Source organism: Porphyromonas pogonae (assembly GCF_036320655.1).
Taxonomy (GTDB): domain Bacteria; phylum Bacteroidota; class Bacteroidia; order Bacteroidales; family Porphyromonadaceae; genus Porphyromonas; species Porphyromonas pogonae.
Window position 1 is genome coordinate 2775881 of sequence record NZ_CP143258.1, and the last position, 24885, is coordinate 2800765.

Consider the following 24885-nt stretch of genomic DNA (forward strand, 5'->3'; position numbering starts at 1 on the left):
ACCATTAATATACAAAATATTTATATAATTAAACAATTTTAGCTATAGGAAGTTCAATTATCATTTTAGTCCCATGTCCCACCACACTCTCAGCGTGAATGCGACCACTCATCATCTCTACCACTTTGTCTACATAAGCAAGCCCCAGGCCAAACCCTTTGGCATCATGTCGATTTCCTGTAGGAACTCTATAGAATCGCTCAAAAATCCGCTTTAGGCTATCTTTGGGAATACCCTGCCCGTTATCTTCTATAATGATAAAGAGCTTATCATTCTCATTGTAAGTCTCCACGGTGAGATTCATCGGACAATCGGTCTTCTTATACTTTACAGCATTGTCCATGAGATTGAAAAGAACATTGGTGAAATGCATCTCATCAGCTTGTACCCATGTATCCTCAGCTTCAAGATTAAGATTAAGATCGCCACCTGTCTGTTGCACCTTGAGTACATAGACCTCCGCTACAGAGAGTATAATCTCATTGGCATCCACAGTCTTGAGCTTGAGCTTAAACCGTGCATCCTCAAACAAAGAAAACTGCAACACCTTTTCTATCAACATGGAAAGCCTTCGGCTCTCACTATTGATAATGCCTACGAGCTGCTGCATCTTTTGAGGTTGCTCACGTATCTTTTCATCCCTTAGCATCTGTCCTGCCAAGCTGATAGAGCTTACCGGTGTCTTGAGCTCATGGGTCATATTATTGATAAAATCCGTCTTGCGCAACTGGAAACTCTGTTGCTTGAAGAGTGTTGTGAGCGCAAATACTGTAAGAATGAATACAATAAGAGTAGACACCATACCCGGGATAGCATAAGCCCATTTGTCGTTATGGGAAGGATTGATAAATACCACTTTGACGTACGGAGCCATTTCATTGAGATCCTCGCTGGAGACAAACAAGCGTTGGGAGATGGAATTATCAGCCGTAGCACGTACCCTGAGCTTTCCGGGCGGGAGATACTCGTATATAAGCTGGTCGTCCTTGGAATAGAGTTGGAGATAAAAGGGATCACAAATCCCCACTTCATCCAATTCATATCTCAGACTGCTCCTTAGTGTGCGAGAGTCTATCATTTGTGCCAGACTATCCTTGTTACAGTCGTACAAATAGCGTAGCATGAGCATATCCAAAGAAGATTTTGAAAGGAAATATTCTTTGATAAGCTTTTCGCTGGGAGTACTTTCTATTTTGAGTAAATAGTCCTCCACCTTGGCCATAGTATCAGAAGGCACCACTCTTTTTTTCTTGTCTTGAGGGATATTTTTGGTAAATCCTTTTACGATCTCCATCATCCGCATAGAGTCTTGCGAGGATACTACAACATCTTCATTGGTCTGTGTATCATTGGGATCACGGTGGTTACTGCTCATGGCGTAGCTACGAATGGCATAGTTACTTCCCTTGAGACCATCATTGAGATAGCGAGCCATTTCTTTCATCTTGACCTGCTCGGCAACCTCTTTCAATGCAGATTTGGACAGACGCATAAATTGTTCTTTACGCATATCGTCCATCCTATTATAATAAGAGATTTGTACGGCAAACAATTGGATGAATGCCGCAAGTATAACAATTGCCAAAGCCCAAATGGCTCCTTTTTTCATAAAATTAACTCAAAATAGGATTTTTTACAAAGTAACATTTATTATCTGTAAATGTAAAAAAATTGATAATAAATTTTACTTTTTACTTTTAATTATCTTTGCACCATGATTCAAATCGAAGACAAAATAGTCAGTCAAGACATCTTTGACGTTCTTTTTAGCTGCGACTACGAAAAGTGCAAAGGGATTTGCTGCGTAGAAGGCGAAAGCGGTGCTCCACTGGAAGGAGGGGAAGCTCAAAAGCTTCGTGAATATCTACCACTGGTAAAACCACTACTATCTCCCACCGCCATACAAATCATAGAGGAGCAAGGAGTATCATATTTGGATGAAGACGGGGACGAAGTTACGTCCATTGTCAATGGCAAGGACTGCGTATTTACAACCTATGACCAAGATGGCAATTGTCTTTGTTCTTACGAAAAGCTTTACCGCGACGGAGTCATAGACTTTATCAAGCCTATCAGCTGTCAGCTCTACCCTATCCGCCTTACGCGCTATAAAGACTTCACAGCGGTAAACTATCACAAGTGGTCTGTGTGCAAATGTGCATTAAAAAAAGGTAAAAAGCTGGGGCTTCCGGTTTACCGATTCCTTAAAGAACCTTTAATTCGAGCTTTCGGTAAAGAATGGTACGGCTACCTTGAAGAAGCTGCCGATATCTTGAAACAAGAACAAACACTTCACACACACTAAAAGACAAAGCAAGTATCTGCGATATTCATTCTATACCCGCAAGGCCTTCATCCAATAAACATCAACAATAAATTATGCCGTCAAGAATATTTTTTATTCTTGCAACTACGAGGCAGGTCGATCAGCAAAAATACGACTCGCAAGCTCATAAACAGGTTTTAGTACAATTGTAGATTATTTGGAAAACCTACAGAATAAAAGACGTATAAGAAAAACCCTTCCATCACCGACGGTGAAGGAAGGGATATCTTTTTCAAAAGAACTCAAATGAATATGCTGCACGATCTGTATAAATCTTCCACATATTCACGTTGCACTTATCGACGTTCTTTGATACGAGCTTTCTTACCTGTAAGTCCACGCAGATAATAAAGCTTGGCACGACGTACCTTACCACGTTTTTCCACCGTGATGTTTTCGATGAATGGGCTATCCATAGGGAAGATACGCTCTACGCCTACACCTTCAGTCATCTTACGTACGGTAAAGTGCTTCTTGTCGCCATGACCACTGATACGGATCACTACGCCACGATACTTCTGTATACGTTCTTTGTTACCTTCTTTGATACGGTAGTCTACAGTAATGGTATCACCACTGCGAAAAGCAGCATGCTCCTTACCGGACTTAAACTCTTCGTTTACAATCTTAATGAAATCCATTTTATTTCAATTTTGCTTTTTGGATTAGCAATAACTAAACGCAATATAACAGGCCACTCTAAATAACTTCCTGACAGAGATTACGCAAAGCGAATGCAAAGTAACAAAAAATCTGTGAATTAGACAAATTGTGTCTACATTAGGATGTCTATTGGCTCCTTTTATAGTCTCACAAAGAAGCACTATAGGCGCAAATACAATCAGACTTAGTAGCAACTTATTATTTTTCTACAAAGCTATAAAATTACACCGACAAACGCAGTCAGATGAGCAGACTAATAAGGCTGTTCATTCAAGGCAATATGAGAAATCGAGTATTTCATGCTACCGTCTGTCACAGAGCTTCCACTCCATGCCCAACCTTTAGGCTATTCCGTGACTAGCTTACAAATATGATATAACGTGGGCGATAGGCAGGCTCCATTACAAAATGTATTGCCCTTCCTCTCTTTAATATGGGCAGGGAGATAAATATAAAAAGATATTTTCGGGCATCAGAACTAAGCCTATCTGAAATAAAAGTAATAACTTGCAAGCTCTTTCTAAATAATCTTTGAAATACAAGTCTCATGACAAACCGGCATCGCACTGCTTTAGGCACTATTATTTGTACTATATTCCTCACAAGCGGAATAACTCGCGCTCAGCAACCTACTTCGACATTACCGGTACCGACTGAAGCCCAGATAAGATGGCAAGATATGGAAACTTATGCCTTCATTCATTTCGGGCTCAATACATACAACGACTTAGAATGGGGCTACGGCAATACCCCCGCCTCTACATTCAACCCTAAGCAACTCGATTGTCGCCAGTGGGTATCTACCTTGAAGCAAGCAGGCATGAAGGGGGTCATACTCACAGCTAAGCATCATGATGGGTTTTGCCTATGGCCTACAGCTACGACCGAGTATAGTGTAAAGAACACGTCATGGAAAAATGGCAAAGGCGATCTTGTCAAAGACCTGAGCGATGAATGCAAACGCCAGGGGCTCAAATTCGGCATTTATCTCTCCCCCTGGGATAGACACCACCCTGAATATGGTAAGAAAGGCTATCGTGAGGTCTTCCTCCAACAAATCAATGAGCTCACCTCCAACTACGGGCAGCTTTTTGAATACTGGTTCGATGGAGCCAACGGTGGTAACGGGTGGTACGGAGGAGCTGACGAGTATCGTAATATCGATCCCAAAACTTATTACCAATATCACAAAGGCTGTGAATTACTCAGAAAAAATAATCCTGACATCATGATATTCGGTGGTACCGAGCCTACCATCCGTTGGGTGGGCAACGAAAGAGGTATCGCAGGCGAGACCAATTGGAGTATGTATGACTATGATGCCGAGAAGCAACATACACAAGCACAGTATGGCATGGAACAAGCTTCACAATGGATACCGGCAGAGTGTGATGTGAGTATAAGGCCGGGATGGTTCTATCACCCCCGTGAAGATCATCAGGTTCGCAGCGTAGCCAACTTAGTTGACCTATATTATAAGAGCGTGGGGCGCAATGCTACCCTGCTTCTCAATTGCCCCATCAACCTCGATGGTAAGATACCCACTCAGGACTCCCTTAATCTCATCAACTTCCACAAAGCCATTGTAAGCAGTTTTGCTCACAATATGCTCAGAGAGTCTGCAATAAAAGCTTCTTCTACCGGTGCGAAGGATCGCCCGGCAGGGTTGATAACAGATGGCAACAATGATACATTCTGGCACTCTGCCGATCCAGACCCCTCGCCCTCTCTCATCTTCACCTTGCCCAAAGCCACAACGACAAACTGCCTCATGTTGCGCGAGTATATCCGATTGGGACAGCGTGTACAGAGCTTCAAGATAGAATATCTTGACGGCAAGGACTGGACTCCAGTAATGACAGCTGAGAAACTCACAACCATAGGTCACAAAAGGCTCATATGTTTCAGCCCCATAACTACTCGTAGCTTGCGTATAACATTTACAGGAGCCAGAGGTTCCGTCTGCATCAGTGAGATAGGGGCTTATAAGACAAAAGAGTTTATAGAGCCCGCCCGAGTACAACGCTCTTCAAATGATAGCATCAGCATAGTGCCATCCTCCCCTGATGTATCGCTAGAAGTTGCCGTAGCAGATAGCAAAACGCCGTCTAGCTCCCCACAGATACGCTGGAAGCAATATTGCGCACCTTTGCTGTGGGCACATGCTAACCGCACATTGTTTATCCGGCAGACATCTCTTTTGGGGCATGACCAGCTTGTCCAACAAGTTAACCCGGGCATACCGGCATCTTGGATGAAAGTGACGGGTACCGACAATAAGAGTGGCAATAAATTATTTGACCTCAACGGATTCTCTTCATGGCAACCTGAAAAAGGGAAGAAATCCGTGGAAATTGTAGTCAAAGCCCCCATCGTGATCAAAAAGATTGTATATACCCCGGATCAGAACAGAGATGCATCCGGACATATACATACTTACAGCCTACTACTCGATGGCAAAGAAGTGAGAAAGGGTGAGTTCAGTAATATCAAAAACAATCCTATCCCCCAAGAAATCATTTTGAACCAACCCATTAAAGCTCAAAAAATAGAACTTCGTGTGATACACACGGTAGATAACACGGGTCATATTTCTATAGGAGATTTATCTATTTATACTCATTAAGATGGTTTTGTAATTTTTTTGAGTCAGCAAGATTGCAAATTCAAAAAGATGTATTACCTTTGCATCACCGAAATATAAGGGTTACCTGATATTTCAATAAATGGTGGTTGTAGTTCAGTGGTAGAGCACCTGATTGTGGTTCAGGGTGTCGCGGGTTCGAATCCCGTCTTCCACCCATCGAAAGCTCCTCTTAGTTCATACTAAAGAGGAGTTTTTTGTTTTATATACATCGATGATATACCTTTGATACACTTTAAACAAGTCTGAAATGAACAAAAACCTGACTCGCCACCGGTCATTCCAATTAATTGGGATACTATGGATCTTTACACTTACTTCTGCGGCATGGTCGTGTACCCGCCGTTCTGCCGATTCTACACTCTTCGCTCATAAGGATAGCCTGACGGGAAAAGACGGTGAAAAGAAAGAAATTATTCTCACCTTTGTGGGTGACATCATGGCCCACATGCCTCAGATTACAGCCGCACATCAAGGGCAAGGCATATATTATTTCGATGACTGCTTCACCTTCATCAAACCGGTAGTAGAGAAAGCGGATGTGGCCATAGCCAATCTGGAAACAACCCTGGCGGGAAAACCATATACCGGCTATCCTCAATTCAGCGCGCCGGATGCTCTCACGGCTGCCCTGAAGCGCACAGGCTTCGACGTGCTCACCACAGCAAACAATCATTGCTGTGACAGGGGTGCAAAAGGCATCAAACGCACCTTGCAGGTCATAAAAAAACAGGGATTCCACTCTACCGGCACTTTCACCGACACTCAAGACAAGAACAAAAGAAATCCGTTGATGATGCAAGTAAAAGGGGTTAAGTTTGCCTTGCTCGCCTACACATACGATACCAATGGCATACCCACCCCTCGTGGCACGCTGGTAAACCTCATCGACACAGCAGCGATACGCCGAGATGTGTCCAAAGCCGATTCGTTGGGCGCTCAATATAAAATAGTGCAGATACATTGGGGGATAGAATATGAGAAACTACCGAACAAAAAACAGAAACAGCTGGCACTCTATCTCAATAAGCTTGGGGTAGACGCCATCATAGGCTCTCACCCCCATGTGGTACAAGAGTCCGATGTTATCCCTTCACCTGACGAAGATGGAAAAGAGTCTTATGTAATCTACTCTTTGGGCAATTGCATCAGCAATCAAAATGATGCACCCTCCCGTGGAGGTATGATGCTTACACTCAATATAAGCCGAGATGAAGAGCACTTTGTGACTCGCCCCGAGTATCAATATTTTTGGGTCAATAAAAAGGATACAAAAGGCAAAGCTGTATACAGACTTATCCCGGTGGATATGCAAGGCTCCACATCCGATAAGATACCCAAACATGACCAAGCCGCTTTTCGGGAGTTTCGCTCTTATTACAGTTCCATTCCCATGCACACTCCTCTTGAGAAGTAAATAGAAGGCAACACTCTTGTATAAATCAATCAGTTATATTATCTTTGCACTCGCTAATACAAGCAATTATAAACAATTCAAATTAAATGGCAACAAAAATCAGATTGCAAAGACACGGTCGTAAGGCTTATCCCTTTTACAAGATCGTAGTCGCAGACAGCAGGGCGCCACGTGATGGCAAGTTTATTGAAAGGATAGGTTCTTATAATCCGAACACTAATCCTGCTACAATAGATTTGAACTTCGAACGTGCTCTGTATTGGCTCAATGTTGGTGCACAACCAACCGATACTGCTCGTAACATCCTTTCAAACGAAGGCGTACTGATGAAAAAACACCTCGAAGGTGGTGTAAAAAAAGGAGCTTTCGATGAGGCTGCCGCAGAGAAGAAATTCGAAGAGTGGCTCAAGGGTAAGAAAGACAGCGTAAGCAATACTAAAGACAAGCTGAAAAAAGCTCAAGAAGATGCTCACAAGGCTTCTTTGGAAGCTGAAAAAGCTGCAAACAAAGTAAAAGCAGAAGCTGTAGCAGAAAAGAAAGCTGCTGAAGCAAAAGCAAAGGCGGAAGCCGAAGCAGAAGCTGCAGGTGAAGAAGTAGCAGATGGCAATACTGAAGCTGCTCCTGCAGAAGAAACTCCTGCTGCAGAATAATAATTCAAGGTACATCCTCTGAAAAATTACTATTCCGTTCTACGGAACTGCAATAAGAAGTCTCAGCAAACGCTGAAAGTGCTCAATGTACTTTCAGCGTTTTTCATTTATGACACACTGCTTGAGACCGTTGCATAGCAGGCAAATTGCTTCGTTGCTTGCGAGATTCGCGCTTGGTCATTTACCGGAAGTAAACTCCCTGTGCTCTCACTCTTAGCGCCTTGCACTTTACCCTCTCTGCCCGGTCAAAGTGTCTTTTGTCGGCTTTGCCTCCAAAATTCACAAGACTGTTGACTTTTGCAACAGTCTCTGCTTATACAACTACCGACATTACACAGATGCAGATAAAAGCATATTTCGATAAATTATATACTTACGCTTCATAAAAAATTATGGATAGAACAACGGATGATCAAGAATAATGATTAAATTAGATGCATGGCTTTTCAAAGAGAACACAACTTATAATCATTAATTTTGCACAAATATCCATATGAAACATACTTTACACTTCTTTTTCATTCTCTCCTTTGTGGCGTCCACCTTTATTTCATGCAGTAGCACTGACAAGGAAAAACTCGTTACCATACAGAATAAGTATACCTTATCCGTGCCTTCTATACTTATTGAGAGCAAAGATCTCAATGACGAGGCCTCTCTGCAATATGAAAATCAGATAAAGGAATTGTATGTCATGGTCATCGATGAGCCCAAGGATGAGCTACACAAGGCTATTACGGAAAACAGCATGCAGGATACTTATTCGCCTGATCTCACAGGATATACCAATCTCGTCTTACCCGACTTCATCAAAAGCGTACCCGGAGCAAAACCATCAGATATCAAAGATACCCTCATCAATAACATGCCGGCAAAAGTACTGACGCTCAAAGGTGTTGTCAATAATATAGAAGTATTTTACTATATAGCTATTGTAGAAGGTAAGAAGGAGTATTATCAGGTATTGTCATGGACCACTGCCAAACAAGAAAAGCAGTATGCAGATATAATGAAACGTACCGTGCTTTCGTTACGTGAGCTCTGATACTTTACATACAAAAGGGTTGTATTTCCTCTTGTCATGTGGACAACTCTCAAACAAATAAGGCTTATTTAATAGATTTGAAGCATCTATTTACGACCGGAGGCTACACTACAAATACTGGATTTGTTTGTGTAGCCTCCTGCTATTTCAATAAACATAACAGAATAAAAACTTAAATAGACCATATATACACCTTTGCCAAGCAAAGGGTTGGCATAAGTCTTTTACTTTGGTTTATAAAAAGAGCTATGCAAAGGGCGATTGAAATAATTCAAAATAAAACTATACTCAGTAAGCAATGTTTTAATCTAACAGGAAAATATAGCATTCAGATAAAAACACACATTACATTATTCAATCACCCTCCGCACAGCGTCAAACCTAATCAATCAAAGCAAGGGTTTAGAAAATAATTTGTAAACGTGTCTGGAATCCGTTTACCGACTGGTTGTCAAAACCGGCTCTATCGGAAACATGAGTATACGAATATCTCAACCTCCAGATCATATATTTATTGATGTAATAATTAAGGGTAAGTGATGCATCATTCTGACGTCCGCCCAAAATCTGAGCTTTATGATCTGAGAGATCAGTATAGTTATAGCCCAATACACACTCCAGTGATCCGGCATCCGGTGTAGCTATACCGGCATCTCCGTCAGAATATTTATAGCTACTGCCCAAGATAAGCCCCCTTACCAAAGCATAGGCTCCACTGGCTTTGAATGATGGCAGTCCGTTTTCCCTCTTTACATTCAAGTAATAGTATTGTGTCTCAAGCCCTACACGGCCATAAGCCGCACAGATCTCCGGTGTGAACTTATACAGCATCTTGGCATCCGTGATGAGAGCCTGCTGTGCAGTCACTTTAGCAATCCTCGTGGGGAAGTTGCTTTTGAGCGTGTAGCTTTTATGATTCAAAGCTTCTTTCTCGTTGTAGCGAGGGCTTTCAAATGCCCCCGAAAGACCTACGTGCAAGATACGACCCTCCTCGTGCAGGGGACGGTAGATCAATCGTGACATCATACCATACCCTTGCTTGCCAAGGTCATTAGAAGCTTTCTTTATAGCCTCGCCTTCGACATGGAAGCTCAACGTACCAAAAAATTGACCTTGATCATGTATCAACATAGCTCCGATAAGACGTGAATTGAAAAAGGCTTCATTGCTCGCAGGCTCTTCCATACTAATCTTCATGGATGAGCTGGTAGAGCTTTGCAATCCAAACTGATGCACAAAGTAGCCTGCACGGATAAGGTTGTTCTTGCCCAACTTTCGCTCCACAAATACATCTTTGAGTGATACCTTACCATAAGCAAAGCCCACATCTACTTTAGCTTTATAGTCACCATAAGCCGCCTTTACTCCCACACGGAGGTCAGGTACCGCTAAGCCATTTACAAGGCTTTTATTATCCGACTTGAATAAACCGCCGTCCATCAGGATACGTCCCGAGGGCTTCACTTCCACCTTGTCTTGTGCATAAGCAGAAGCACATGCCAGGACAAGGCCGAGACCCATCATAGTAAAAATCTTATTCATATACTTTATCTTTAAAATAAGCAGTCTCGTTATTTACTCGGGGTCGCTTTTACAGCACCTGATTTTTGTAATTTCACAAACTCTTTCTTGGCTTTTTCCAATTGAGCCATAAAAGCAGCATTAGCATGCAGACGTGCTACTACAGCACTTGCCACAAGTCGTGCAGCATCCACATCACTCTGGAAGTGATAGCCACAGATCACACGGCTTTGTCCCATTTCGTATCCTCTCTGCAATATTTCATTCTGGCGTGCAGGATTGATCTCAGCCAGCACCAAAGCAGTAGCCCAGCCTATAGAAGTATGTCCTGAGGGGTATGAGCCGTTGGTCGATAGTTCGCTTTGTTGCTCAGGATTGCAAGTATCTTCCTGGAAAAAGCTGAAGGGGCGTACACGCATGTAATGCTCTTTCGCATGGCGAGTGGCCAAGTCTCCTGCATCTTCTTTCATATTAATCACCAGTTTATGAATCTCAGGAGTTTTCTCTTTACTGATCTCCATGCCGAATGCTTCGGAGAATGCCATGGGCACGCCATTGCCACCTACACGTGCATCACGCACTGCTTGTGCACCTCTGGGTGTATTTCTTTGCATCTTACCCCAGTCATACTGTGCTCTGTCGTTCAGGAAGAGAATAGTACCGGGAGCGGGAGGAGGCGGTAAAAGTTCAAGGCTGTTTGCTACTTCAGAGATTTCAAGGTAGTACAGATCCGGCTGCGTTCTTTTGTCTTTGATCTTTGCTTCCTGAGCAAAGATGCTTATCGCAAATAAGGTGTAAACGAATGCCAGTAATGAAAATCTTGTTTTCATAAATAACAATTTTTGGGATTAAATATTAAATAGGTTGATTCTGTCGGTGTATCCGATATTGGCTCAATGCGAGAATATCCGTCTACCGATTTGCAACAAAACTATCGATTATAGCCTCCCAAAAAAGTTGCATCCGTTTATTCCTCCTTTTTCGAGGCATGCAACATTAGGCAATAACAATGAGATTATAAACACTGTTAATCAGCAATATGCAGCACATAATAAACAAATGCGGAGTACTTTCCGCGGTCACGCAAATACTCTTTCAGCACCTTTTCATTTGTTTTGATTTTATTATTGACAAGTCTGCTTATCACAGGATTCAGATTACCGTAGATGCCCAACACTCCGGGGATGAGAGATCGTTTCACCTTAGGATTGGCTACCAGTATGGCAAGCACTTTGGCCTGCTGATGATAGAAGTTGGAAAACCTCAGCACCTCATCCAGAATCATAGCGTCCGTCACTGTGATTAGCTCATACATGGCTACGGTGAGTTGTTCCACCTGCTTTACTATTGATTTAGCCCTCACCGCTATCATATCTTCAAGCTCTTTATCAAACTTCTTATTCACCAGCCCCTCATTTTCTTTGATAAGCATATTGCGCAGGTTTTGGTATTCTACCAAAGAATCGGCTATGCGATCTTTGGTCTGTAGGAATTGTATCTGCTTCTCAATAAGGTCAAGCTCTCTAAGCAAAGGAATGCGTTGCTCATGACTTGTCCATGATGCCAATTCGCCCAGTCGAGTTATAAGTACCCTTACCGCATAGTCACTTTCAATACGTGCGTGCAGGGCTTCTTCAAGCGAGTGCATATAGTCAAGGATCAACGTCAAGGTATAATCCGAGTATAAATTATCATATTCAGCCGCTACAACTTTGTACTCCGCCATAAGATCGGCCAATGGTTTACGGGCAATATCATCCCGGAGAACGGTGAATCTGCGTACCAATGCGTTGTTGAATGTAACATGCTCCAAGCATCCTGTCAGCTCCTCGATACGCACACTCAGATCAGATCCCAAGGTCTTGAGCTGTTCCAACCACAAGCCATTGCGACTTACTTGCTGTCTGATACGTTCCACATCGCCGGAGCTCTCTGCCTGCACCGATTGTTCCCACAAGTGGCTACTCTCATAAGCTTCCGCCCTTGCTATGCACTCCATCTGCTTTTTGAGTTTTTGCGACAGGCTCAGTGTGGCCTCTCGATTGAGCTTGATGATCTCATTGGTCAGTCGGGCTATAAGCATATTCGTCTCTCTACGCTTACGTTTGTCAGGGGCGATCTCACTGATCTCCTGCCTGAGTTTCATGATACTGCTACGGCCGGCATCGTCCGAGAGAGCATAGAAGGAATTCAGTTCTTCTGCTCTACTCTTGAGCGTTTCTATACGTCTCGTGATAAGCATTCTGCTTTTGCGCTTACGATATAGATATGCTACAACCGCCAATATCAAAATCAGGATAACTATCACTATCGCCACACCTGCCGCATATCTCGGACTAAAAATATCTCCGGCTCCGAAATTTTCCCAACTCGGCTGATTCTCATGATCTATTTTCAAGGTAAGCACACCTAAGTTAGAGCCAAGATAGAGATGTCCGCCATGTACCAGCGATGCGGCAGGACTAAAACGTATGTCGGTGTAGAATAGCCCCTCATCCGACATATGTCCGTCCTTTATCCTGAACTTGCGCAGCCCGTATTCGGGCAAGGCATAAAACAAGCTGTCATTGACATAGAGAAGCTTGTTGTAGCCACGCACAGGCACCGTATCATTGGGGTTTTGTGTAATAATATGGTGGTTGGTCAGGGTGATGAGGGTGGAGAGATGTGCCTCAGTAGCTATAATATCTCGTATAAACGTATTGCGCTCACTACCGCCTATAGGCTTGAACACGCTGTCCGGTGGGCACACATAATATGCCCCGTCATTGAGTGTTGAGAGGTAAACAAGGTCAGAGTGGCGGGCTGAGTAGAAGGCTGTTACATATTTATTCTCAAAGAATCGTACGGTATCAGGAATGTTTATACCATCCGCCACAACCAGCCCGTCCTGTACGCCCAGATATACACGCACCTTATCTCCTGTCTGTTTCACGCCCATGGCCGTAATCTTGTCTTTGGACTGGTACATAGTCGCTGCTCTGTGCATGAGCATGTTTTTTAGTTTGCTTCCCGAAACATTGATCATCTTCAGCTCCTGCCGTGCATTGTAGTAATATATAGTATGTCCCACCAGATCCATACGCACAATCTGCTCTTCTTTCGGAAAAGTATATATCAGCGATGCCTCAGCAGCCTTGTCTTCCTTACGGTACAATTCATTGTGTGTAGTGAGATAATAAGTTTCGTTAGAGCCTGCACATGCGGCTTTGACCGAGGTACTCCCATTGAAAATACCCAAATGATGAGGTACGCGCCACAATGCATTTTCCGTAAGCATCAGTGTAAAATCATGACGGGGATCGGGTAGCATAATATTACGACACCCGGCAGGTGTTTTGCGCCTAAGGGGTATCATTACAAAATCAACCAGATCATTGCTCAGCAACATATTGTCAGTACCTACTATATAATGAATACCTTGTGACTGATAATAAAGCTTGGGAGATAGCGGTAAGCGTACCTCACGGATGGACTTACCGGCAGGTGTGTCGAGATAGAGCATATTGTCCGACAAAGCAAATATAGTATCGCCATACACCGAAACATGATTGATAGCTCGGCCCTTATGAGATAGTTCTACCCTGCCCGTATCCTTGCTCACACTGATCACTCCCTGCTCTGTAGCTGCCAAAAGCAGACTATCTCTGTAAGTACATAGATTATTGACGATAAAATAATTCTTACTCCCTCGCCAGAGATCTTGGTCATGAGGATAAACCAACTGTAATGAATCCGCCACCGCATTGCCTCCCACCGGCATACGATACAAGCCTTGACTTGTCGCAGCGTAGAGGTGATCGCCCAGCATAGCTATATCATAAGTAGAGTACTTCTCTTTCTTGACAGGGATGAGATAAACCTTTTGCCGATGCATACGGTCATCCTGCATCACCCAGCGTTGCAATCCCGAGTTGCGTACGCCCACCCAGCATATAGTGGTAAGACTATCGGTATTGCGCGAAAGTACTTTGTATATGCGGTCTTCTCCCACTTCAAACACACGCCTTTCGTCATCCTTCACTCGCCATAGGCTGCCCGTCTCACCGCCTATCCACAATACCCCGTCGTCACCCGTAGAGAGGGATGACAATTTTTCATCAAAGTAATACTCTGTTTCGCCCAAAGTATTGATCTTTTCCGCTCTCTCACAAGAGCATAGCAGAGCAACAAAAAGGGGTAAAATATATTGTACAATACATCTCTTCATAGGTTGTGGAACTATCATATAAGCAATTCTGATTGTGCAACAAACTTACATAAATCCTTTGTTTCACCATGCATAGGCAAGCATATAAGTATCGTGGAGCATGGCAGAGGGAGGTATTTTGTGCATAGGAGCACCCGAATAGAGACATCAAAATCAGTCCGTTTTTGACATAATGTCAAAAACACTCGAGTTATGAGAAGGAGTAGGATGTAAGAGTAATCTACTCACAATGAGGCTACTAAATAAATTGACAAATGACTCATGTCCAATGAATTTTATCACATCTTAGTTAAGACACAAAGCTTATTTGTACAAAGTCTAAATAAGAAACGGCTTTTTCACCCTGATAAACTCTAAAAAATAGGGGGCTAAATAAATTGAGCATCTACAATGCCCCATGCAAATGAATATCTGAAAAATATACGGCCTTCATATTACAGAAGTTTATTGTGCTGGGCAAATATACTTAGCTACAAGGGGGGGAGGCTAATTCTATTATGATAAGTCTACCGACTGTGTACATAGGTCTGTCGTCCGTATAGGATAAGATCATTGTCCGTATAGGATAGCTCAGTTGTCCGTGTATGATAAGTTGAGCCTCAGTATAGGATAAGTCTACCGAATTATATAGGGAACCCGGCTCACCGCATGGTTATAGGTCAGAGATGTGATATGATGATTCATGGAGTTTGAGAGGCTGGAAGTGAGTAAGGTCAAGGGTGTAGAAGCAAGATCAGCAATACCCGTTGGTAAAGCACTGTACGAGGGAGATCGAGTCTACAATGCGGTGTAATAGGAGGCTGTTGCAAAAGTCAACAGTCTCGTGGATTTTGGAGGCAAAGCCGACAAAAGACACTTTGACCGGGCAGAGAAGATAAAGTGCAAGGCGCTAAGAGTGAGTGCACAGGGAGTTTACTTCCGGCAAATGACCAAGCGCGAATCTCGCAAGCAACGAAGCAATTGGCCTGCTATGCAACGGTCTCAATAGACAACAACCTATGGGGCGTACCACCTCATGCCACACTCATTCATGCGAGAGGATAAGCTATGGCAAGCACCCATCAACAAGGGCAAATTTGTCTTAGAGCACATATTGGTGTATATCATTATCAATCAGAATAAAAAAGGATGTAGCGGAATAAACAGGAACTGCACAACCACAAAGATACAACATCACACCCGCCCTTGTCAATACCTGCTACTTGGCTGTACACCTAAAAATAGCACTACATCATCACACTCTCTCAATCTGACAAAATGATAGTTTTTATCTTCGTTTGATGAGATCGTGCTTCTTTTGCTTTTGCCGATAGTTTTTTGCTTTTTTCACAGGCTCTATTTATTTTTGCTCATAGATTTATAAATTTATCTTTTTAGAAATGAGTGTTCAAAAAAATAATCTGCATATGATATGCGATCTATCTGTATCCAATTACGGCACCATACGTGACGCCCAATATGATGTAGCCATACTTCCATGGGGTGCTACCGAGCCACACAATTATCATTTACCTTATCTTACGGACTCTATATTGTCTCATGATATCGCTGTAGATGCAGCCCTGAAAGCATCTGATGTATATGGGACGCAATGTATGGTGCTTCCTCCCCTGGCATTGGGTGCACAGAATCCAGGTCAGCGTGATCTGCCTTTTTGTATACATTATCGCTATGAGACCCAGAAGGCGGTACTCACGGATATTATAAGTTCGCTTCAACATCAGGGTTTGAATAAGTTGGTCATTATCAATGGACATGGTGGTAATAATTTCCGCAACATGGTGCGGGATCTCAATGTAGACTTTCCTGACTTTGTGATTGCAGTGAGCGAGTGGTTCAGGGTATGCCCGGCAAAAGACTATTTCGAGATACCGGGTGATCATGCAGACGAAGTGGAAACATCGGTGATGATGCATTACCACCCTGAGTTGGTAGAGCTGTCACAAGCGGGGCAAGGCAACTCGAAACCGTTTGCCCTCTCGACCCTCAACGAGGGGGTAGCGTGGATACCTCGTCACTGGACCAAAGTATCGACCGATACGGGCATTGGTGATCCCTCCCACTCTACTGCGGAGAAAGGCAAGCGTTTTGCTTGTGCTGTAACGGATCGTTATGCTCTCCTCTTGCACCAGTTGGCATCGGGCGATATATACTTGGATTGAGAGGCTGTATTTATCATTATAGAAGTCTCATTAGCCCCGCTACAACCATATTTTTTATATACTTACACAGGATTGCGAAATATCACAGCACAAGCAGGTCATACTTGGCAAGTGCTTGTAATTCGCAATCCCTCAGCGGTAATTTGCAATAAATAAGCAATAAAATGCTGTTATTGTGCAGATAAGACAGGTGGAAATATTTGTTTTACGATTTCTTTTTCCTACTTTTGGAATAATCTAAATAAAATGTTGACCTATGATCACACTACAGCTTGTCGACCCCAAAAGTATTGCCGTTATAGGGGCATCGGACAATCTACAAAAACCCGGAGGTAAAGTACTGTATAACCTTAAAAGAGGGACTTTTGCCGGTAATCTATTCGCAGTGAACCCCAACGCAACGGCTGTGCAGGGGACAGATACATTTAAAGAAGTTTCCTTATTGCCCCAGACTGATCTGGCTATATTGGCGATCCCCGCCAAGTTGTGCCTGGATACGATGCGTGTGCTGCTGGAAGAAAAAGGCACTAAAGCTGTGATAGTACTCTCGGCAGGATTCTCCGAAATGGGAGCTGAGGGCAAACGTCTGGAGCATGCCATGTGCGAGCTGGCCGACAAGCACCATGCTACACTCATAGGCCCCAACTGCGTGGGCGTCATGAACCCTCTGCATCAATCGGTATTCACGACCCCGGTACCCCGCCTGGAGTGGGACGGAGCTACACTGATATCAAGCTCGGGTGCTACATGCGTATTCATCATGGAATCCGCACTGAGCAAAGGGCTCAAATTCTCGGCGGTCTACTCCGTGGGCAACGCTGCCCACACCTGTGTAGAGGATGTGTTGGAGTACATCAACGAAAACTATGATGCTACCAAGGATTCCAAAACGATACTGATGTACATCGAGAGTGTAAAGAAACCAGAGAAACTACAAAAGAATGCTGCCGAACTCATCGCCAAAGGTTGTCGCATCGCTGCCGTGAAGTCGGGGACATCCGATGCCGGCGGACGAGCTGCAGCATCCCATACGGGTGCTATGCTCAACTCTGATATGGCGGTAGAGGCACTCTTCCGCAAGTCGGGTATCATCCGATGCCATAGTCGTGGCGAACTCACAGCTGTGGGTGCCGTGATGCAACACCCACGTCTGCAAGGCAAAAACATAGGTATCATCACGCATGCAGGCGGGCCTGCTGTAATACTTACAGACGTACTCTCCAACGGCGGGCTGGAGGTGCCGCACCTACCTGAAGCCGAGACGGCTACCCTGCTGGAGAAGCTATTCGACGGCTCATCCGTAGCCAACCCGATAGATATACTGGCAACAGGTACGGCTGAGCAATTGCAGGAGTGTATTCGCTTTTGTGACCGTGAGCTGGACATGATAGATGGTATTGTGGTGATATTCGGTAGTCCCGGCTTATTCTCCAATGCCGATGCCTATCATGTGATACTCCGTGAGCAGGCACAATCGACCAAACCCATCTATGCCGTGCTACCTTCCATTATCAATGCTAAGGAAGATATGGACATGTTTGTAAAAGAAGGGGGAGTCTTCTTCGAAGACGAGGCTGTGCTGGGCAACGCCTTGGTCAAGGATAGGACTTACACGGAACCAGGGAAGCATATACTCACAACTCACCCACATGTTGCACGCATTCATGAAATTGTCACAGGCAGGGAGGGCTTACTGCCCACTCCGCTGGCCTTGGAGTTACTGGACTTAGCAGGGATCAAGCGCCCCCAAGAAGCTATTGTCAATAGCGCTGATGAGACACTCGCTGCCGCACGCGAGCTGGGATTCCCGCTGGCAATGAAAGTAGTGGGGCCTGCCCATAAATCGGAAGTAGGCGGTGTGATACTCAACGTAGACAGCATGGATGTGATAACTCCCAACTATGAGCATCTCATGGCTATAGCAGGTGCTGAGGGCGTGCAGATGTCGCAAATGGTAAGTGGTATAGAGGTGTTCATAGGCGTGAAAAAGGAACCGGGATTCGGACACCTGATCACGTGCGGTCTGGGGGGTATCTTTGTGGAAGTGATCAAAGATATTCGATACGCACTGGCTCCTATCAACCACGAAGAGGCTTTGAATATGGTGCGTTCGCTCAAGTCTTATCCTATTATCCGAGGAATACGCGGTAAAAAAGGTATCGACGAACAGGTCATAGCCGATACACTGTGCAAAGTATCGGATCTCTTGCTTGCGGCTCCCGAAATAGAAGAGATGGACATCAACCCACTCATGGGATGTGAGCAACAACTGGCAGCCGTGGATGTGGTGGTGAAATTATAACCTTAAAATAAAATAACCTGATACAATGGAATTTCCAATAGACAGATCTGTAATAACTCAGGCTCAGGCCGAACTGAATATTAAGAATCTGGCAAACGCTTCTATCAGAGACCTCGTAGCACTGGTAAATCTGATGGAAAAGAAAACAGGTCAGAAATACGTGCGCATGGAAATGGGCGTGCCGGGACTACCCTCACCACGCATAGCCATAGAAGCAGAGCATGACGCCATGGAGCGTGGTGTAAGTGCCGTATACCCTAATCTGGACGGATTGCCTGAACTGAAATACGAGATTAGCCGCTTTGTAAAGCTTTTTATCAATATAGATGTCAAGCCTGCCAACTGTGTACCCACCGTGGGGGCTATGCAGGGAGCTTTTGCGTCTTTCCTTGTAGCCAATCGCACACATGCCGATAGAGCTAAAGGTACGCTCTTCATTGATCCGGGGTTCAATATGAATAAGTTGCAAGTGAGAATACTCCAACAACCGTTCGAGACCTTCGATGTGTATGACTACAGGGGAGCCAAACTGCGTGACAAGCTCGAGAGTTACCTAAGCACCGGTCAGTTCCAAACGATACTTTATTCCAACCCCAATAACCCCACGTGGCAATGCTTCACAGAGGAGGAGCTGCGTATCATAGGCGAGGTGGCTACGAAGTATGACGTTGTAGTGATGGAGGACTTAGCTTACTTCGGTATGGACTTCCGTCACGACTACTCACGCCCTGGTGTGCCTCCCTATCAGCCCACTGTAGCTCACTACACGGACAATTGGATGATGCTTATATCCAGCTCTAAGGCGTTTAGTTATGCAGGGCAGCGTGCAGGGATGATCGTCGTTTCACCCAAACTGTTCGACAGGACTTTCCCCGACTTGGAAAAGACATTCGGGCGCAGTCGTTTTGGCGAGGCTTTAGTGTCGTCAGCACTATACGCCCTTTCGTCAGGTGTAGCGCACTCGGTGCAGTGGGGGCTGGCAGCAGTGCTCAAAGCGGCAAACGATGGCGAATACAACTTTGTAGAGCCTATCAGGGAGTACGGGCGCAAAGCTCATATCGTAAAGAAGATGTTTACGGACAATGGCTTTCACATCGTTTATGATGCCGATGGCGGAGTACCTATAGCCGATGGCTTCTACTTCACGGTAGGCTATGACCATCTTGATAGTGAAAGACTGCTGGAGCTGTTCCTGATGTATGGCTTGTGCGCCATCACCCTTGACACCACCGGCAGCGAACGCCAAGGGGTGATGCGTATCTGTATCTCGTTACTGCCGGAGAGCCAATTTGGCGATCTTGAAAAAAGGCTAATTCTGATGAACAACGCTCTCACAGAATAGCACTATTATTGATAACTCTAACCCTACAACAAAGAATAATAACAACAAATACTCTTGCCTGCCCTGATAGAGAAGGATCTTGACGGTGTATAAGGAGTTATCCTATAATGGTATAATACCTTATTTAGTCTATTCGCCGAGAGCAACCTCTTGGCGAATAGGATAAATTTTTGTAACTCTTTATGATATTGTGAATAAGATTAATTATTTTTGTAGTGATAAAAATGCTTATCACAATAATAGAGTGACACGCTCTCTAGGGAAGGCTAATTTGGTATTTAAGTAACTATATTAAAAAACTAAGAAAAAATGATTAAAGTTGGTATTAACGGCTTTGGACGTATCGGCCGTTTCGTATTCCGCGCTGCTCAAACTCGCAACGATATTGAGATCGTAGGTATCAATGACCTTTTGGACGCAGAATACATGGCTTATATGCTTAAGTATGATACTATGCACGGTCGTTTCGATGGTACTGTAGAAGTAAAAGACGGACATCTTGTTGTAAACGGTAAGACTATCCGCATTACTGCAGAGAAGAACCCAGCAGACCTTAAATGGAACGAGATCGGTGCAGAATATGTAGTAGAGTCTACAGGTTTGTTCCTATCAAAAGAAAAAGCTCAAGGTCACATCGACGCAGGTGCTAAATATGTTGTTATGTCTGCTCCTTCTAAGGACGACACCCCTATGTTTGTTTGCGGTGTAAACCTTGACAAATATACCAAAGGTACTCAGTTCGTTTCTAACGCTTCTTGTACTACTAACTGTTTGGCTCCTATCGCTAAAGTACTTCATGACAACTGGGGTATCACTGATGGTTTGATGACTACAGTGCACTCTACTACAGCTACTCAGAAGACTGTAGACGGTCCTTCTGCTAAGGACTGGAGAGGCGGACGTGCTGCTGCAGGTAACATCATCCCTTCTTCTACAGGTGCTGCTAAAGCTGTAGGTAAAGTTATTCCTGAGCTCAACGGCAAACTTACAGGTATGTCTATGCGTGTTCCTACCTTGGACGTTTCTGTTGTAGACCTTACCGTAAACTTGGCTAAGCCTGCTAAATATTCTGAAATCTGTGCTGCTATGAAGGCTGCTTCAGAAGGCGAATTGAAGGGTGTACTTGGCTACACTGACGAAGCTGTTGTATCAAGCGACTTCCTTGGCGATGCTCGCACCTCTATCTTCGACGCTGAAGCCGGTATTGCTTTGACTGACACATTCGTTAAAGTTGTATCATGGTATGACAACGAAATCGGTTATTCAAACAAAGTTCTTGACCTTGTAGCTCACATGGCTAAGGTGAACGGCTAATCCATTTCGTCGATAAGACAAATTTAAAGGAGTAGATCCCTCTCTGTGGGGGTCTACTCCTTGTTTTTTTTTAATAATTAGTGTCCGCCATAATCTATTTAACTGAGTACAACCCATTGAAAGATACGAGTTGGACTTGTCTCTTACAATGTACAAGCACCCTTAGTTGTTTTGTCCTTAGGACGCATCAACTCCTACACGTGGCATAAGCGCCGTATGCTATGCGCATGCAAAGACGTCATATGGCTATGACTACTTCTGTTGCATTACCATAAACCATTGAATACGGTATGAATAAGAGTTTTACACTATAAGCATAATGGAGGCACAATCAGAGCGGAAAAAGATGAGCGTGACAGTTTGTCATATACTATTTGTCGTCATATTATATGCTGTTTTATTGGCATAGGTTTTGTAATATATCAGATGTAAGGCGTTAAAAAGGATTTAGACAATACCTATTAACACATACAAAACAAAGCAAAAAAGAAAACAATAAAAATTAAAAATAATATGGGAAAAATCATTGGTATTGACTTAGGAACAACTAACTCCTGTGTCGCAGTATTGGAAGGTAACGAGCCTATCGTTATCGCAAATAGTGAAGGTAAGCGTACTACACCCTCTGTAGTAGCTTTTGTAGAAGGTGGCGAGCGTAAAGTGGGTGACCCCGCCAAGCGTCAGGCTATCACGAACCCTACTAAAACGGTTTATTCTATCAAACGTTTTATGGGCGAAACTTATGATCAGGTATCCAAGGAGATCTCACGTGTGCCATTCAAAGTAGTACGTGGTGACAACAACACTCCCCGTGTGGATATTGATGGACGTCTCTACACTCCTCAGGAGATCTCTGCTATGATACTCCAGAAGATGAAAAAGACTGCCGAAGACTATTTGGGACAGGAGGTAACGGATGCTGTGATCACAGTGCCTGCTTACTTCAACGATGCTCAGCGTCAGGCTACCAAAGAAGCCGGTGAGATCGCAGGTCTCAAGGTGCGTCGTATTGTGAACGAACCTACTGCCGCTTCATTGGCTTACGGCTTGGACAAGTCTAACAAGGACATGAAGATCGCCGTGTTTGACCTTGGTGGCGGTACGTTTGATATCTCTATTCTGGAATTGGGCGACGGTGTATTTGAGGTAAAATCTACCAACGGTGATACACACCTCGGTGGTGACGACTTCGACCACGTGATCATCGACTGGCTTGCGGACGAGTTTAAGTCAGATGAAGGCATTGACCTCCGTCAGGATCCTATGGCGATGCAACGTCTCAAAGAAGCTGCTGAGAAAGCTAAAATTGAGCTGTCAAGCTCCAACTCTACCGAGATCAACTTGCCATACATCATGCCGGTAAACGGTATACCCAAGCACCTTGTAAGAACGCTTAGCCGTGCCAAGTTTGAGCAATTGGCCGACAAACTTATCCAAGCTTGTGTGGCTCCATGCGAGCAAGCGCTCAAGGATGCCGGTCTTTCAAAAAGTGATATTGACGAGGTAATCCTCGTGGGAGGTTCTACCCGTATCCCTGCTATACAAGAGAAGGTACAGCAAATCTTCGGTAAAGCTCCATCAAAAGGGGTGAACCCTGACGAAGTGGTAGCTGTGGGTGCTGCTATCCAAGGTGGTGTGCTCACTGGGGAGATCAAGGATGTACTGCTCCTGGACGTTACTCCGCTTTCGCTGGGTATCGAGACTATGGGTGGCGTGATGACTCGTCTTATTGATGCCAACACAACTATACCTACCAAGAAGAGCGAGGTATTTACCACAGCGGTGGACAACCAACCCTCAGTAGAAATTCACGTATTGCAAGGTGAGCGTTCTTTGGCAAAAGATAATAAGAGTATTGGTCGTTTTAACCTCGATGGTATAGCTCCGGCTCCTCGTCAGGTACCTCAGATCGAAGTTACGTTTGATATCGATGCCAATGGTATCTTGAATGTAACAGCTCTCGACAAAGCGACAGGCAAACAGCAAAATATCCGTATCGAAGCATCGAGCGGACTTTCTGATGATGAAATCAAAAGAATGAAAGACGAAGCTGCAGCCAATGCCGAAGCTGACAAGAAGGAGAAAGAGCGTATAGATAAGCTGAACCAAGCTGATAGCACCATCTTCCAGACAGAGAAGCAACTCAAGGAAATGGGTGATAAGTTGCCGGCCGACAAGAAAGCGCCTATAGAGGCTGCTCTCGAAAAGCTGAAAGAAGCTCACAAGTCACAGGATATTGCTGCTATTGATACTGCCATGGCAGAGCTCAACAGCGTATTCCAGGCTGCCAGTGAAGAGATGTACCGCAATGCCGGTGCACAAGGCGGAGCACAGCAACCCAATCCCGGCGACTTTGCACAAGGTACTCAGAACAACGGCTCAGCCTCCACTGACAATTCGCAAGGAGACATCACAGACGCCGACTTCGAAGAGGTCAAGTAAGATCGTCATAGCAACGATAACAAACTATAATCAAATCGCAGTAATACGTTGTATTACTGCGATTTTTGTTTATAGAAAAATCTCGTTGATGATGCTTTTTTATCGATTTTATGCTTAAATACTTGTACCATATTTGTAACGGAACTTATTTAGTGATGAAGTGGAACTTATGAACACTTATGAATACTAATGAGTACTTAGATAGCGATAAGAATACCAATGAATAAAATTCAGAAACAATGCGAAGTGTGTGGACAGTCTTTTGTTCCCAAGACGGTGGATTCTGTTTATTGCTCTAAAAAGTGTGGCGGAATAGCATATAGGAAAAAGAAAGCACAGAAGAAAAAAGAAGTAGAACAGCAAGCAATCATCGATAAGATTTCTGCTGACCGCCTGTATATTTCCGTTCCTGAAGCAATCGCTCTTTTCGGTGTTGCTAAGAGTACGCTCTATCGTCTTGTTCGACAAAAGCGAATCCCTGCTATCAACTTAGGGACTTGCCTTATTCGGATGATCGTGCAGCGATAGAAGAAACGTTTCCGATCCTTCAAGCACCTCTTAAAAAAGAGAAGCCGACAGCAAAATTATATAGTCTTGAACCACATAATTGCTATACAATCGGCGAGGTAGCAAAGAAATTTGGCATATCTGATAGCTCCGTTTATAAACATATTCGCAAGTTTTCCATTCCTACACGCCAAATTGGGAAGTATGTTTATGTGCCTAAGTCAGAAATCGACAATATTTACAACCAACAATAAAATACATACCACATGAAACAACTCTCCAATACTAAAGTAACCGTTCGGCTTTGCAAGGCGGAAGATCGCAAAAAGTGGTATATTTA

At 44.0% G+C, this 24885-nt stretch carries 16 protein-coding genes, 1 tRNA gene and 1 pseudogene; 13 read left to right on the top strand and 5 right to left on the bottom strand.

Features of this window, described 5'->3' with window-relative positions:
* Positions 1–28 precede the first annotated feature (28 nt).
* On the bottom strand, positions 29–1609 hold the full coding sequence (locus VYJ22_RS11075) for a sensor histidine kinase (protein WP_329904131.1): 1581 nt from the start codon (positions 1607–1609) through the stop codon (positions 29–31).
* 105 nt (positions 1610–1714) lie between these two features.
* Between VYJ22_RS11075 and VYJ22_RS11080 the strand changes: the two genes are divergently transcribed.
* On the top strand, positions 1715–2305 hold the full coding sequence (locus VYJ22_RS11080) for a DUF3109 family protein (protein WP_329904132.1): 591 nt from the start codon (positions 1715–1717) through the stop codon (positions 2303–2305).
* Positions 2306–2622: 317 nt separating this feature from the next.
* On the opposite strand, the gene rplS is transcribed toward VYJ22_RS11080, so the two are convergent.
* Positions 2623–2967 carry a 50S ribosomal protein L19 gene (gene rplS, locus VYJ22_RS11085; protein ID WP_329904133.1) on the bottom strand — a complete coding sequence of 115 codons (345 nt, stop codon included), beginning with the start codon at positions 2965–2967 and terminating at the stop codon, positions 2623–2625.
* A gap of 569 nt (positions 2968–3536) precedes the next feature.
* Here rplS and VYJ22_RS11090 point away from each other — a divergent pair.
* The 5 genes from VYJ22_RS11090 to VYJ22_RS11110 all read left to right on the top strand — a co-directional run bounded on the left by VYJ22_RS11090 (position 3537) and on the right by VYJ22_RS11110 (position 8745).
* Positions 3537–5615, top strand: coding sequence for an alpha-L-fucosidase (locus VYJ22_RS11090; RefSeq protein WP_329904135.1), 2079 nt, complete (start codon positions 3537–3539; stop codon positions 5613–5615).
* Between the two features lie 102 nt (positions 5616–5717).
* A tRNA-His gene (locus tag VYJ22_RS11095) sits at positions 5718–5791 on the top strand.
* A 92-nt stretch (positions 5792–5883) separates the two neighbouring features.
* Entirely contained in the window at positions 5884–7050 is a 1167-nt protein-coding gene (locus tag VYJ22_RS11100) for a CapA family protein (protein ID WP_329904136.1), read from the top strand.
* Positions 7051–7136: 86 nt separating this feature from the next.
* Positions 7137–7700 carry a 30S ribosomal protein S16 gene (locus tag VYJ22_RS11105; RefSeq protein WP_329904138.1) on the top strand — a complete coding sequence of 188 codons (564 nt, stop codon included), beginning with the start codon at positions 7137–7139 and terminating at the stop codon, positions 7698–7700.
* A 493-nt stretch (positions 7701–8193) separates the two neighbouring features.
* The gene (locus VYJ22_RS11110) at positions 8194–8745 is read left to right on the top strand and encodes a hypothetical protein (protein ID WP_329904139.1); all 552 of its coding nucleotides are present in this window, start codon (positions 8194–8196) and stop codon (positions 8743–8745) included.
* A gap of 402 nt (positions 8746–9147) precedes the next feature.
* Here VYJ22_RS11110 and VYJ22_RS11115 read toward each other — a convergent pair whose 3' ends face one another.
* The 3 genes from VYJ22_RS11115 to VYJ22_RS11125 form a co-directional block, all read right to left on the bottom strand.
* Positions 9148–10287 carry an OprO/OprP family phosphate-selective porin gene (locus VYJ22_RS11115; protein ID WP_329904140.1) on the bottom strand — a complete coding sequence of 380 codons (1140 nt, stop codon included), beginning with the start codon at positions 10285–10287 and terminating at the stop codon, positions 9148–9150.
* A gap of 29 nt (positions 10288–10316) precedes the next feature.
* A complete protein-coding gene (locus VYJ22_RS11120) occupies positions 10317–11096 on the bottom strand; it encodes an acid phosphatase (RefSeq protein WP_329904142.1) in 780 nt (259 codons plus the stop codon).
* A 197-nt stretch (positions 11097–11293) separates the two neighbouring features.
* A complete protein-coding gene (locus tag VYJ22_RS11125; RefSeq protein WP_329904144.1) occupies positions 11294–14494 on the bottom strand; it encodes a coiled-coil domain-containing protein in 3201 nt (1066 codons plus the stop codon).
* Between the two features lie 805 nt (positions 14495–15299).
* Here VYJ22_RS11125 and VYJ22_RS11130 point away from each other — a divergent pair.
* The 7 genes and pseudogenes from VYJ22_RS11130 (at position 15300) to VYJ22_RS11160 (ending at position 24799) form a co-directional block, all read left to right on the top strand.
* Complete coding sequence (locus tag VYJ22_RS11130; RefSeq protein ID WP_329904145.1) at positions 15300–15464, top strand: hypothetical protein; 165 nt, start codon at positions 15300–15302, stop codon at positions 15462–15464.
* Positions 15465–15855: 391 nt separating this feature from the next.
* Positions 15856–16638, top strand: a complete 783-nt coding sequence (locus tag VYJ22_RS11135) for a creatininase family protein (protein ID WP_407989004.1) — start codon at positions 15856–15858, stop codon at positions 16636–16638.
* A gap of 256 nt (positions 16639–16894) precedes the next feature.
* Positions 16895–18940 (top strand): acetate--CoA ligase family protein, encoded by a 2046-nt coding sequence (locus tag VYJ22_RS11140; protein ID WP_329904146.1) that lies wholly within the window; start codon positions 16895–16897, stop codon positions 18938–18940.
* A 25-nt stretch (positions 18941–18965) separates the two neighbouring features.
* On the top strand, positions 18966–20282 hold the full coding sequence (locus VYJ22_RS11145) for a pyridoxal phosphate-dependent aminotransferase (RefSeq protein WP_329904147.1): 1317 nt from the start codon (positions 18966–18968) through the stop codon (positions 20280–20282).
* Positions 20283–20591: 309 nt separating this feature from the next.
* Entirely contained in the window at positions 20592–21596 is a 1005-nt protein-coding gene (gap, locus tag VYJ22_RS11150; RefSeq protein WP_329904148.1) for a type I glyceraldehyde-3-phosphate dehydrogenase, read from the top strand.
* 513 nt (positions 21597–22109) lie between these two features.
* Positions 22110–24038: a molecular chaperone DnaK gene (dnaK, locus tag VYJ22_RS11155; RefSeq protein WP_329904149.1), complete on the top strand. Its 1929-nt coding sequence runs from the start codon at positions 22110–22112 to the stop codon at positions 24036–24038.
* A gap of 219 nt (positions 24039–24257) precedes the next feature.
* Positions 24258–24799: pseudogene (locus VYJ22_RS11160) on the top strand (helix-turn-helix domain-containing protein).
* The last annotated feature ends 86 nt before the right edge of the window (positions 24800–24885 follow it).